Origin of the sequence: Streptomyces sp. NBC_00287 (assembly GCF_036173105.1) — a bacterium.
Taxonomy (GTDB): Bacteria; Actinomycetota; Actinomycetes; order Streptomycetales; family Streptomycetaceae; genus Streptomyces.
Window position 1 is genome coordinate 771,843 of sequence record NZ_CP108053.1, and the last position, 11,928, is coordinate 783,770.

Consider the following 11,928-nt stretch of genomic DNA (forward strand, 5'->3'; position numbering starts at 1 on the left):
CGGCGTCAGCTTAGGGGAGTTCGCTGTTTGAGGACCGTGAGAACGCGCTCGCACCAGCGCCGGTTCTCCTCCTCGTAGGCGATACCGGCCAGGAGCGTGAGGTACGGGCCGACGCGGTCCGCCTCGCGCAGATAGTCCTCCTCCGTGCGTCCGGACAGGAGCCTGTCGCGGACCCGCTCGTAGCGGGCGAGTTTGCCGAGCGCCCAGGACATGCGCTCCTCGATCAGCGCGATCGTCGGCCCGGGCTCCGAGTCGTCCATGGCCTGAATCTTGATCATCAGTTCGTCGCGCATCGCCGCCGGGCGGCGTACCGGCGCGGCGGCGAAGGAGCCCAGCTCCTCCCGGCCCGCCTCGGTCAGCGTGAACATCCGCTTGTTGGGCCGGCGTTCCTGCTGCACCACCCGGGCCTCGATCAGACCGTCCTGCGTCAGACGCTCCAGCTCCCGGTAGAGCTGCTGCGGCGTCGAGGCCCAGAAGTTCGCGAACGACACATCGAACACCTTGGACAGCTCGTATCCCGACGCCTCCCCCTCCAGGAGGGCGGCCAGGACGGCGTACTTCAGCGACATATGGACACGCTAGCAGGAGGTGATTATTCTCTTCCGCACCTACTCAACAAATTTACTATGGAGGCTGCGATGCAGGCGTTCCGCGAGGCGATCGAGGCATGGGACCTCGACGCCGCCGAGGCTCTGCTGGCGGAGGACGTCGTCTTCACCAGCCCGGTGGTGTTCAAGCCGTACCCCGGCAAGGCGATCACGGCGGCGATCCTGCGCGGGGTGGCGCGGGTCTTCGAGGACTTCCGCTATGTCCGGGAGATCAACGACGCGAACGGCCGGGACCACGCACTGGTCTTCACCGCGCGGGTCGGCGACCGGGAGATCCAGGGCTGCGACTTCCTCCATGTCAACGAGGACGGTCTGATCGACGAGTTCACGGTGATGGTCCGTCCGCTGTCGGCGGCGCAGGCGCTGGCCGCCGCGATGGGCGCGCAGTTCGAGCAGATCGCCAAGGAGGCGGAGGCGCGTTCCGCCTGAGTCCCCGCCCATTCCGCGCCAGTTCGCGGTTGGATGTCCTCATGAGCACCGACGAGCACGCACGGCTGATGCGGGCCAACCAGGCGAACTGGGACGCCCGCACCCCCGTCCACCTCGCCAGCCGCTTCTACGGCCTCGACCAGGACCTCGACCCCGCCCGCTGGTTCGCCACCTTCGAATGGACGGACCTCGGCGACCTGTCCGGCCGTGATGTGCTCCACCTCCAGTGCCATCTGGGCACCGAGACGATCGCCCTCGCCCGGCGCGGGGCCCGGGCGGTCGGCCTCGACTTCTCCGCCGCCTCCGTCGCCGCCGCCCGCGACCTCGCCGCCAAGACGGGCGCCGACATCGGCTACGTACAGGCGAATGTGTACGACGCCGTGGAGGCCCTGGGCCGGGAGCAGTTCGACGTCGTGTACACCGGCAAGGGCGCCCTGTGTTACCTGCCCGACCTGGACCGGTGGGCCGGTGTCGTGGCCGAACTGCTGCGCCCCGGCGGCCTGTTGTACCTCGTCGAGTTCCATCCGCTGCTGAACTCCCTCGGCCCCAAGCCCGCTCCGGGCGAGGGGCCCGAGCTGCTGCTCCGGCACGACTACCTGGGCGGCGGCGGTCCCGTGCACCGGGACGCGACGCACACCTACACGGACGGTCCGGCCGTCGAGGGCGCCACCGACAGCTTCGAGTGGATGCACGGAATAGGAGAGGTCGTCACCGCGTTGACCCGAGCAGGACTGAGCATCCGGCGGCTCCGCGAGAGCAATGAGCTGCCGTGGCCGCGCTGGCCGCAGATGGTCCGCACGCCGTCCGGCTGGTGGCGGCTGACCGAGCCGCGCATCCCGCTCCTGTACGGAATCCTCGCCACGCGCTGAATCCCCGTGGTATCGTCCGGTTAGCACTTGTGTACGCCCAGTTCTGGGCGCCGGTGCCAGTTCTCCTTCAGTTCAGCCGGTTGCTTACCGGCTTTCTCACCACCTCGTGGCCGGCGATCCGGCCTTGTCCGAGGTTCTCCGCCGCCCGAAGGCGCCTTTGACCGCCTCGTTCCCGCGGCATCCCCTCCCTTCCGCATGTCCCATGCCGTACGTCCGTGAAAGGACCCACTCCCATGACCACCACACTCGAACCCCCAGCACAGAAGTCCACGCCCCAGACCGTCACCGGTGTGCTCGACATCGACGCGAGCGGGAAGGGCTACCTTCGCGCCGCCGACAGCCTGCTGCCCACGTCCTCCGACCTCCAGGTCTCCCCCGCCCTGATCCGCCGCCACGGCCTGCGCAAGGGCGACCTCGTCGAAGGCCTGCGAGGCGACCGGCGGACCCTCACCGAGATCGCCCGCGTCGGCGGCCGCGCACCCGACAAGAACCGCCGGCACTTCGGCGACCTGACGCCACTGCACCCCAGCGAGCGGATCCGCCTCGAACACCCGGCGGCCGGGCTCACCGGACGCGTCGCCGACCTGATCGCACCCGTCGGCAAGGGCCAGCGCGGGCTGATCGTGGCGCCACCCAAGACCGGCAAGACGGTACTGCTCCAGCAGATCGCCGCCGCGGTGGCCGGCAACCACCCCGAGGCCCGCCTGATGGTGGTGCTGCTCGACGAACGCCCCGAGGAAGTCACCGACATGCGGCGCTCGGTGCGCGGCGAGGTGTACGCCTCGACGTTCGACCGGGCGCCCAAGCAGCACATCGCGCTCGCCGAACTCGTCATCGAACGGGCCAAGCGTCTGGTCGAGGCGGGCGAGGACGTCGTGATCCTGCTCGACTCCCTGACCCGGCTGTGCCGGGCGCACAACAACGCGGCCGCCGCCGGTGGCCGCACCCTCAGCGGCGGCGTCGACGCCTCAGCGCTCATCGGCCCCAAGCGCTTCTTCGGCGCCGCCCGCGCGGCCGAGGAGGGCGGCTCGCTCACGATCCTCGCCACCGCCCTGGTGGAAACCGGCTCCCGCGCCGACGACTTCTACTTCGAGGAGCTCAAGAGCACCGGCAACATGGAGCTCCGCCTGAGCCGCGAACTGGCCTTCCGCCGGGTCTTCCCGGCGATCGACATCAACCCTTCCGGCACGCGCCGCGAGGAACTGCTCCTGAACGCGGCCGAGTTGACCGCAGTCCGTGGCCTGCGGCGCGCCCTGCAGAACAAGGACGGTCTGGAGACCCTGCTGGAGCGCATGCGCCAGACACCGGACAACGCCACCTTCCTGCGCCTCATCCAGCCGACGCTGCCGCAGGAGGCCTGAGCACACTGCGGCATCCGGGTGCTCGCACGCGACGCTCCGTCCGGGCAGCGAGGTGTGTCGGCGCGCCCTTCCTACGTTGATCATATGAAGATCGGATTCTCTTCCCGGGTGACCGTCTCCGCCTGCGCGCTCTGTGTGACGGGCCTGCTGGGACTCGCGCCCGCCGCGGTGGCCGACCGGGATGACACAGGCCCCGGTGGGGCGGAGCGGACGGGGGTGACGGCCCTTCCGCGGGCGTCGTTGCTGCATCGCTCCGGTACGCATGTACGGCTGCGCTCCGGCGCGCCCCGGGTGCCGCGGGTCTCCGCTCTGTCGTGGGTGGTCGCCGACGCCCGCACGGGCGAGGTGCTCGCCGCGCGCGACGCGCACCGCAAACTGCCGCCCGCCAGCACCCTCAAGACCCTCTTCGCCCTCACCGTGCTGCCCACCCTGCCCGGCGGGATCCCGCACAAGGTCGACGAGGAGGAGCTGTCGGACATCGGTCCGGGCAGCAGCCTGGTCGGGGTCGCCGAAGGACGTACCTACCGGGTCGCCGATCTGTGGCACGGGGTCTTCCTCAACTCCGGCAACGACGCCGTGCACGTCCTCGCGGGGCTGAACGGCGGCTGGCGTGCCACGGCCAAGCGAATGCAGGCCAAGGCCCGTGCGCTCGGCGCCCTCGACACCCGGGTGCTGTCGCCGGACGGCTACGACACACCCGGCCAGGTGTCCTCGGCGTACGACCTCGCGGTGTTCGGCCGGGCGGGGCTGCGCAACAAGGAGTTCGCGCGGTACTGCGCCACCGTCGAGGCCAGGTTCCCGGGCGGCGGCGGATGGTCGTACCCCATCCGCAACACCAACCGGCTGCTGACCGGCGCCGACGGAGTCGACCCCTACCCCGGCCTGATCGGCGTCAAGAACGGCTACACCAGCAACGCCGGCCACACCCTGGTGTCCGCCGCCCGCAAGGGCGGCCGGACCCTCGTCGTCACCGTGATGAACCCTCAGTACGGCGGCGGCCTCGCCGTCTACGAGGAGGCTCGCGAGCTCTTGGACTGGGGTTTCGCCGCGGCGGCCCGGGTTGATCCCGTGGGCTCGCTGGACGCCCTGCGGGCCAAGCCCCGTCCGGGCCCGGACGTCGTGTCCGCGGCAGCCGTCGCGGCGCCCGTGGCCGAGGGTCCGGGCTGGGCGGAGGCCTGGATGGTGGCGGGTGCCGCCGGGCTCGGTGCAGGTGCCGTAGCTGTCACGCTGCGTCCCAGAAAGAGCCGCCCGGCGGAGAGTTGACCCACCGGCAGCCACAAAAGCAGGCCGAGCGTGATCCAGACGTAGGTGTTGGAGCCGATGAACCCGTCGACGCCGGAGGCGTCGTCGAACCACAGCCACACCACGCTCGTGCACATCAGCGCGTACAGGACGGCCGCGGTCCGCGCCCGCCCGGCGCGGATCAGCACGGCGAACGACGGCAGCAGCCACACCAGGTGGTGCACCCAGGTGATGGGGCTGACCAGACACGCCGTCAGGCCCGTCAGGGCGAAGGCCGCGATCCACTCCCCGGCGGCGATCGCCCGGCCAGCCCGCCACGCCCACACGCACAGCACCAGGACCACGGCAACCGCCCACGGCGCACGGTCCGGTTCGCCGAGCCGGGCCAGGACGCCCTGGAGGGACTGGTTCGACACGTAGTCCAGGCGGCCGATCCGGGTGGTGTCCCACAGGGCCCGTGTCCAGTAGAAGCGGGAGGCGTCCGGGGTCACCCAGGCCGCCAGGGCCGTGGCGCCGACGGCCACGGCCGTGGCGACGCCGGCCGCCCGCCACCGGCGGGCCAGCAGGAGCAGGCCGATGAAGATGGCGGGCGTGAGTTTGATCGCGGCGGCCAGGCCGATGCCGTAACCCACCCAGCGTTCCCGCCCGGTGGCCAGCAGCCAGGCGTCCGTCAGGACCAGGGCCAGCAGCAGGACGTTCACCTGGCCGAAGCTGAAGGTGTCGCGCAGCGGCTCGAACATCGCGAGCGCGCAGGCGCCGAGGGCGCAGCCGAACCAGCCGTAGCGCCGCCAGTCCCGTCCGGCCAGGATGCGCAGGACCACGGCCAGCGCGCCCAGGTTGAGCAGCAGGGCGACGGCGATGGCGACGGGCAGGTCCAGCAGGGCCATCGGCAGCATGGCGACGGCGGCGAACGGCGGGTAGGTGAAGCCGTACGTCGTGCCGGGGACCAGATAGTCGTAGATGCGTCCGCCGTGGTGGATCCAGCTGTCCACGGTGCCGTGGTAGACGCGCAGGTCGAACCAGTCGCGCAGCAGCGGCACGGTCGCGGTGAACGCGGTCACGGCGGCGACGAGGATCAGCGTCAGCAGCAGTCGGCCACGGTCGGTGCGGGGCAGTCTCATGCGGTACGCCCCCAGGCCGGCGCGAGTTCCGCCTGGTGGGCCTGCCACAGCACGACCACGGCGAGCACCCCGCCGGAGACAGCGAGCACCAACTGGCCGGTGTCCGCCGGTCCCCCACTGGGCAGCGTGGCGAGCGCCAGGACGCCCGTCACGGCCGCCACCCGGTGCCGTACCGAGGCGCTGGGCGCGGCGGCGGCGATGAGGAACAGGCCCCACAGGGCGTACCAGGGGCGGATCGCCGGGCCGAAGGCGGCGACGGCGGCGAGGCTGAGGCCGAGCGCGTACACCGGGCGCACCCTGAGCCGTAGCCATATCACCGCTATGGCGACCACGGCGGCGGCGATGCCGAGCGCGTGCCAGGCTGGTACGGCGAAGGGTGCCAGGTCGCTGCCGAGCCCCTCCAGCAGGGCACGGGTGGCACGGCCGAGGAGACTGGTGAGCGCCCAGTTGTGCGGGGAGACGGGCGTGTTGAGGGCGCCGATCCAGCCGTATCCGGTTCCGGCGACGGCGGTCGCGGCGACCGTCGTGGCGGCTGCCGCCGCCGTGGTCGTCACAACGGCCCGGGCCGGGGAGCGGCCCGCCCGCACCTGGAGTACGACGACCGCGGCCAGGCCGAGCACCGCGGGCGCCTTGACCAGGGCGGCGAGGGTGACGAGTACGGCGCCCACGACCGGCCACCGGCCGAGCGCGGCGACCAGGCCCAGGCCGAGCAGGCCCAGCATGACGGCGTCGTTGTGCGCACCCGCCACGAGGTGCAGCAGGACCAGCGGGTTGAGGGCGCCGAGCCACAGCGCGGCGGCCGGGTCGGCGCCGCTGTGCCGGGCGAGCCGGGGCAGCGCGGCCGCCATCAGGGCCACCCCGAGCAGCGCGACGAGCCGCATCCCGAAGAGGCCCGCGGGGAGTTCACCCCTGGTGAGCGCGGACAGTCCGGAGGCGAGAGCGAGGAAGACCGGTCCGTACGGCGCTCCCGTGTGCTGCCACAGTGGGGCGACCTCGTCGGCGAGCGGGCCGCCGAGTTGGGACGGCCCGTGTGCGTAGACGTCGATGTGGGCGTCCACCATGGCGCCCTGCGCGAGATAGCTGTACACGTCCCGGCTGAACAGCGGCGGGGCGAGCAGCAGCGGGGCCGCCCACACGGCAAGGGTGACCAGCAGGGCGCGCGGTGTCGGCGGCTCGTCACCGAGCAGAAGGCGGCCCAGCAGCGCCCAGGCCGCTATCAGCAATACGACGCCGAAGTACACGCCGATGAGACCGAGGGCGGCCTCGGCGGACGACGGCGCGAGGAGATCCCGGACGGGGAGCGCTCCTGCGGTGCCACCGCCTGCCGCGAGGAAGGCGGTACCGGCCAGACCGAGCACCTGGCAGCGGCGGAGATCGACGGGGAAAGCCATGGCCAACACTCGGTCAGCGTGTCAACGCCGGGTGGCCGGAAATCGACGCGGGGACCTCCGGGGGGAAGCCGAAGTGTGTCCGGTGCGTGGCTGGTTTGGGGGTGTTGAATCGGAACGGCGAACAGGCACCGGCGTTCTACCCTGGCCGCCGACCGAAGGAGGCGGCACATGGCCGATGTCGTGGATCTGATCTGCTACCCCGTCAAGGGATGCGCGGGTACGTCGATGAGCGACGCGCTCCTCACTCCGGCGGGGCTCGCGCACGACCGCAGTTTCCTGGTCGTCGACGAGGACGGGGTATACCGGACCCAGCGCCGCCATCCCCTCCTCGCCCTGATCCGACCGACCATCAGCGCCGACGGCAGCCGGCTCACGCTCGACTCGCGCGGCACGTCGGTGCACATCGACGTCACGACAACCGCGCCGCGCCGGGATGTCGACCTGTTCGGCGAGGCCTTTCAGGGGATCGACCAGGGCGACGAAGCCGCCGCCTGGCTCTCGGAGTTCCTCGGCACCCCCAGCCGTCTGGTCCGCGTGCCCCCGGAGCACAACCGGATCGCCGACGGCTGGACCCCTGGCCCGTCCGGCTACGCCGACAGCAGTGCCGTACACCTGCTGACCCGGTCCTCCCTCGCCCTGCTCAACCAGCGGATGGCCGAGCCCCTCCCGATGAGCCGCTTCCGCCCGAACATCGTCGTCCACGGCGGCGACTGGGCCGCCGAACCACACGCCGAGGACCGCGCGCGCCGCATCACCATCGGCGGCACCGAACTCGGCTACGCCAAGCTCGCGGTGCGCTGCGCGGTCACCCTGGTCGACCAGGAGGCCGGGGCACGGCAGGGCAAGGAACCACTGCGCACGCTCGCGAGCTACCGGCGCGCGGCGAGTGGAGGTGTGGTGTTCGGCGCCAAGTACTCCGTGGTGCGGCCGGGGAAGCTGTCCGTCGGGGACAAGGTGGTCGTCGAGGAGTGGGGCGACGCCGAACTCTAGAGACCACCACGGCTACGTGTGGCGCGTGACCTGGTAGATCGTCTCTGACGAGAAGAGCGCGATGTGGTTCAGCTGGGGCGGGTGATGCTGACCATGGCCCGGTAGAGGGCGGTGGGTGTCGGGGCGTCGGGGAGTGGGGGCAGGGGTGCGCCGGGGGTGGCGAAGGAGCGGATCATGTGGCCCACCAGTCGGCGCCAGGTATCGGGGGCGGCGTCGCCGGCGGCGTTGATGACGCCGGCGTTGGCCATGAGCAGGATGGGCATGTCCCGGTCGTCGAAGTCCTCGCGCAGGTAGCCAGTGGCCCGGGCTCGGGCGATGAGGTCGATGAAGCCGTGGTACGCCTCGGCGCGGCGCTTTTCCAGTGCCTTGGCGGCGGGGAACGTCATGGTGAGGACGTCGGCGAAGCCACGGTCGGCAGCCTGCATCGCGCACACGGCCGTTATGTACCCGGTGAAGCCGTGCCAGGGGTCGGGGTCGGCGAGCGCCTCGGTGACGGCGTCGGCGTAGGCGTCCATGCGGTCGGCAAAGACGGCGTTGATCAGCTCCTCGCGGCTGGCGAAGCGGCGGGAGAGGGTGGCTTTGCCGACGCCGGCCTCGCGGGCGACGGACGCCATCGAGACGCCGAGTCCCTCAGTGGCGTACAGGCGGCGGGCGGCGGCCAGGATGCGGTCGCGGTTGCGTTCGGCGTCGGCGCGCAGCCCCGTTTCGGGCGTGCGGCCTGGGGTTTCGTCGGTGGCTGCGGTGTCGCTCATGCCTCCACCATATCGAACTGGAACAACCTTCCCAGTTGTGTTGTTACGCTGGGCAGAGTGGAACGGGAAGGCCGTTCCACATAGGGAAAGGTGTATGCCATGCGTGCTGTCGCACTGAACGAAGTCCCCTCCGCTCCGGCTGTGGCCGAGGTCGACACTCCCCGCCCGGAGGCGGGTGAGCTGCTGGTGAAGGTGGCGGTGTCGTCGGTGAACGGCTTCGACGCCGCGACGGCGGCGGGCTACCTGCAGGGGATGATGGAGCACCGGTTCCCGCTGGTGGTCGGCAAGGACTTCGCGGGGACCGTCGAGGCGCTCGGCGAGGGCGTGGAGGGCTTTGCCGTCGGGGACGCGGTCTTCGGCGTGGTGATGAAGCCGTTCCTGGGCACCGGCTCGCTCGCCGAGTACGTCACCGTCTCCGCCGCATACGGCGTCGCCCACGTCCCCGCGGGCCTGGACCTCAAGGACGCGGGTGCGCTGGGCCTGGCCGGCACCGCCGCCTTCGACAGCCTGACCGCCCTGAACATCGGCAAGGACGAGACGGTGCTGGTCTCCGGCGCCACCGGCGGCGTCGGCGCGCTGGCCGTGCAGCTCGCCGCCGCCCGCGGCGCGAAGGTCATCGCCACCGCCCGCCCCGGCGCGGAGGCCGACTTCGTCACCGGCCTGACCGGCGCCGACGTCGAGGTGGTGGACTTCACCGGCGACCTCGCCGCGCAGGTCCGCGCGCTCGCGCCCGAGGGCGTGGACGCTGTCGTGCACCTGGCCGGTGACGGCGCGGCGCTGGCGGGCCTGCTCAAGCCCGGCGGGCGGATCGCCTCCACGCTCGGCCTGGCGAAGGACGCCGTCGACGGCCAGGACGTCACCGTCCACTCGGTCATGGCCGACGCCAACGCCCAGACCCTGACCACGCTGGCCGAGCAGGTGGCCTCCGGCGCGCTGCGCGTTCCGGTCACCACGACCTTCCCGCTGGCACAGGCCGACGAGGCGTTCGCCGCCTTTGGCTCCGGCGCGCTCGGCAAGATCGCCGTCACCTGCTCCTGATCACTCCCGCCCCACCCGTTCACCCAGCTCCACGAGAGAAAAGACAGATCGTGTCCACCATCGCCATCATCGGCGCCGGCCCCGGCATGGGCCTGGCCATCGCCCGCACCTTCGGCCGCCGCGGCTTCGACGTCGCCCTGATCTCCCGCACCCAGGACAAGCTCGACGCCCTGGCCAAGCAGCTCGGCGAGGAGGGCATCACCGCCCAGGGCTTCGCCGCCGACGTCATGGACCGGCCCTCCCTGACAGCCGCGCTGGAGGCCGCCAAGGCCCGCTTCGGCGCCATCGACGTCCTGGAGTACTCCCCGGCCCCGCACACCCCGAGCCCCGGCATCACCATCGTCGCCCCCTCCGAGGCGACCGTGGCGAACCTCCAGCCACAGATCGAGTACAACCTCTACGGCGCCGTCGAAGCCGCGCGTGCCGTGCTGCCCGCGATGCGTGCGGCCGGCACCGGAACGCTGCTGTTCACCACCGGCGGCGGCTCCGTCGACCCCATCCCGATGCTCGGCAACGTCAACGCGTCCGCCGCGGCCCTGCGCAACTGGGTCATCAACCTGAACAAGGAACTGACCGGCAGCGGCGTCTACGCGGGCCACATCGCGATCGGCGTGTGGATCGGCGACGGCGGCCCCGAGGGCATCCCCAGCGCGACGCCCGAGCAGATCGCCCCTCTGTACTGGGAGCTGCACGAAGCCCGCGACCGCGCCGAGGCCGTTTTCACCGGCTGACCACAGCCGCACCCCCTGGGAAGGGGCCGCCTCACGGCGCCCCTCCCGGCACAGCTCCTTCCTCCTCTGATCTCTTGAGGACCTCGTGCTGTGAACGTCTTCCTGTGGATCGTGCAGGCCGTGCTCGCGCTCATGTTCGCGATGGCCGGTGTCATGAAGTCCACCCAGCCCAAAGCCAAGCTCGCCGAGAAGCTCCCCTGGGTCAGTGACTACTCGGCCGGCACCGTCCGCTTCATCGGCGTCGTGGAGCTCGCCGCCGCGCTCGGGCTGATCCTGCCCGCGGCCACCGGCATCGCCCCGGTCCTGACTCCGCTGGCCGCGACCGGTCTGGCCGTGGTCATGGTCCTGGCCATGGTCGCCCATGCCCGCCGCAAGGAGCCGCAGGCGATCGGCTTCAACGCCGTCCTGCTGATCCTGGCCGCCCTGGTGGCCTGGGGCCGCTTCGGCCCCTACAGCTTCTGACCCGCCGCTATATCCCCGTCACCGTCACCCTGGGCCGGCACATGTCCGACACCCTCATCTCCTTCTACATGCGCTCGCCCACCGGCTTCGACATCGAGTTCGGCGCCGGCGGCGAACTCCTCCCGGACGACTTCGTGCAGACCAGCCCCTCCACCTCCGAAGCGTGGGGCCACAAGTGCGTCGCCGACGGCTGGGCCCCCACCGTCCGGCCCCTCACCCTCTGACCCCCACACCTCAGGAGCAATTCCTCATGCGTGTCACCGTCTTCGGCGCCACCGGCGCCATCGGCCGCCACGTCGTCCAGCAGCTTCTGGACGCCGGCCACCAGGTCACCGCCCTCGCCCGCAACCCCGACAAGTTCACCCTCAACCACCCCGGGCTCACCCTCATCACCGGGCAGCTGTCCGACCGCACCGCGCTCACGAAGGCGGTCACCGGCGCGGACGCGGTCATCAGCGCGCTCGGCCCCTCGCTGAAGCGGTCCGCGACCGGCACCCAGCTCGCCGACGGCGCCCGCACCCTCGTCACCGTCATGGACGAGCAGAAGGTGACCCGGTTCATCGGCCTGGCCACCCCCTCGCTCGCCGACCCGCGTGACAAGCCGCACTGGAAGCACAAGGTGCTGCCCGTCATGGCGAAGTTGATGTTCCCCAACGCCCTGCGCGAACTGGAGGGCATGACCGCAGCCGTCACCAGCTCCGACCTCGACTACACCATCGCCCGCATCTCCAACCCCACCAACAAGCCCGCCACCGGCAGCATCAAGTCCGGTTTCCTCGGCCACGACAAGGTCGGCTCCGCGATGACCCGCGCGGACATCGCCGCCTTCCTCGTCTCCCAGCTCACCGACACCCGCTACCAGCGGGCCATGCCCGCCATCAGCAACTGATCCCTTCTCGCGTGGTGCCCGACACCGGGCACCACGCCCCCCTCT

The 11,928-nt window shown here is 71.4% G+C and carries 13 protein-coding genes and 1 pseudogene; 10 read left to right on the forward strand and 4 right to left on the reverse strand.

Going from position 1 to position 11,928, the window contains the following annotated elements:
* Nucleotides 1–5: 5 nt before the first annotated feature.
* Nucleotides 6–569 (reverse strand): PadR family transcriptional regulator, encoded by a 564-nt coding sequence (locus OHT76_RS03825; RefSeq protein ID WP_328869290.1) that lies wholly within the window; start codon nucleotides 567–569, stop codon nucleotides 6–8.
* Between the two features lie 69 nt (nucleotides 570–638).
* Between OHT76_RS03825 and OHT76_RS03830 the strand changes: the two genes are divergently transcribed.
* From OHT76_RS03830 to OHT76_RS03845, 4 genes and pseudogenes are all read left to right on the forward strand, one after another.
* Nucleotides 639–1,037 carry a nuclear transport factor 2 family protein gene (locus OHT76_RS03830; RefSeq protein WP_328869291.1) on the forward strand — a complete coding sequence of 133 codons (399 nt, stop codon included), beginning with the start codon at nucleotides 639–641 and terminating at the stop codon, nucleotides 1,035–1,037.
* 41 nt (nucleotides 1,038–1,078) lie between these two features.
* The gene (locus tag OHT76_RS03835) at nucleotides 1,079–1,906 is read left to right on the forward strand and encodes a class I SAM-dependent methyltransferase (RefSeq protein WP_328869292.1); all 828 of its coding nucleotides are present in this window, start codon (nucleotides 1,079–1,081) and stop codon (nucleotides 1,904–1,906) included.
* Nucleotides 1,907–2,139: 233 nt separating this feature from the next.
* On the forward strand, nucleotides 2,140–3,267 hold the full coding sequence (gene rho, locus OHT76_RS03840; protein WP_328869293.1) for a transcription termination factor Rho: 1,128 nt from the start codon (nucleotides 2,140–2,142) through the stop codon (nucleotides 3,265–3,267).
* A gap of 84 nt (nucleotides 3,268–3,351) precedes the next feature.
* Nucleotides 3,352–4,188, forward strand: a pseudogene (locus OHT76_RS03845) (D-alanyl-D-alanine carboxypeptidase family protein); the annotation flags it as partial.
* An 86-nt stretch (nucleotides 4,189–4,274) separates the two neighbouring features.
* Here the strand turns inward: OHT76_RS03845 and OHT76_RS03850 are convergent.
* Nucleotides 4,275–5,630 carry a glycosyltransferase 87 family protein gene (locus tag OHT76_RS03850; RefSeq protein WP_328869294.1) on the reverse strand — a complete coding sequence of 452 codons (1,356 nt, stop codon included), beginning with the start codon at nucleotides 5,628–5,630 and terminating at the stop codon, nucleotides 4,275–4,277.
* On the reverse strand, nucleotides 5,627–7,021 hold the full coding sequence (gene mptB / locus OHT76_RS03855; protein WP_328869295.1) for a polyprenol phosphomannose-dependent alpha 1,6 mannosyltransferase MptB: 1,395 nt from the start codon (nucleotides 7,019–7,021) through the stop codon (nucleotides 5,627–5,629). Before mptB ends, OHT76_RS03850 begins: the two co-directional genes overlap by 4 nt.
* A gap of 168 nt (nucleotides 7,022–7,189) precedes the next feature.
* On the opposite strand from mptB, the gene OHT76_RS03860 reads away from it, so the two are divergent.
* The gene (locus OHT76_RS03860; RefSeq protein ID WP_328869296.1) at nucleotides 7,190–8,011 is read left to right on the forward strand and encodes an MOSC domain-containing protein; all 822 of its coding nucleotides are present in this window, start codon (nucleotides 7,190–7,192) and stop codon (nucleotides 8,009–8,011) included.
* 68 nt (nucleotides 8,012–8,079) lie between these two features.
* On the opposite strand, the gene OHT76_RS03865 is transcribed toward OHT76_RS03860, so the two are convergent.
* Nucleotides 8,080–8,763 (reverse strand): TetR/AcrR family transcriptional regulator, encoded by a 684-nt coding sequence (locus OHT76_RS03865; RefSeq protein WP_328869297.1) that lies wholly within the window; start codon nucleotides 8,761–8,763, stop codon nucleotides 8,080–8,082.
* A 99-nt stretch (nucleotides 8,764–8,862) separates the two neighbouring features.
* Here OHT76_RS03865 and OHT76_RS03870 point away from each other — a divergent pair, with 99 nt between their 5' ends.
* The 5 genes from OHT76_RS03870 to OHT76_RS03890 all read left to right on the forward strand — a co-directional run bounded on the left by OHT76_RS03870 (nucleotide 8,863) and on the right by OHT76_RS03890 (nucleotide 11,883).
* Nucleotides 8,863–9,801 (forward strand): NADP-dependent oxidoreductase, encoded by a 939-nt coding sequence (locus tag OHT76_RS03870; RefSeq protein ID WP_328869298.1) that lies wholly within the window; start codon nucleotides 8,863–8,865, stop codon nucleotides 9,799–9,801.
* A 50-nt stretch (nucleotides 9,802–9,851) separates the two neighbouring features.
* A complete protein-coding gene (locus tag OHT76_RS03875; protein WP_328869299.1) occupies nucleotides 9,852–10,532 on the forward strand; it encodes an SDR family NAD(P)-dependent oxidoreductase in 681 nt (226 codons plus the stop codon).
* A gap of 90 nt (nucleotides 10,533–10,622) precedes the next feature.
* Nucleotides 10,623–10,994 carry a DoxX family protein gene (locus tag OHT76_RS03880; RefSeq protein ID WP_328869300.1) on the forward strand — a complete coding sequence of 124 codons (372 nt, stop codon included), beginning with the start codon at nucleotides 10,623–10,625 and terminating at the stop codon, nucleotides 10,992–10,994.
* Nucleotides 10,995–11,035: 41 nt separating this feature from the next.
* Nucleotides 11,036–11,218: a hypothetical protein gene (locus tag OHT76_RS03885; protein WP_328869301.1), complete on the forward strand. Its 183-nt coding sequence runs from the start codon at nucleotides 11,036–11,038 to the stop codon at nucleotides 11,216–11,218.
* A gap of 26 nt (nucleotides 11,219–11,244) precedes the next feature.
* The gene (locus OHT76_RS03890) at nucleotides 11,245–11,883 is read left to right on the forward strand and encodes an NAD(P)-dependent oxidoreductase (protein WP_328869302.1); all 639 of its coding nucleotides are present in this window, start codon (nucleotides 11,245–11,247) and stop codon (nucleotides 11,881–11,883) included.
* Nucleotides 11,884–11,928: the final 45 nt, after the last annotated feature.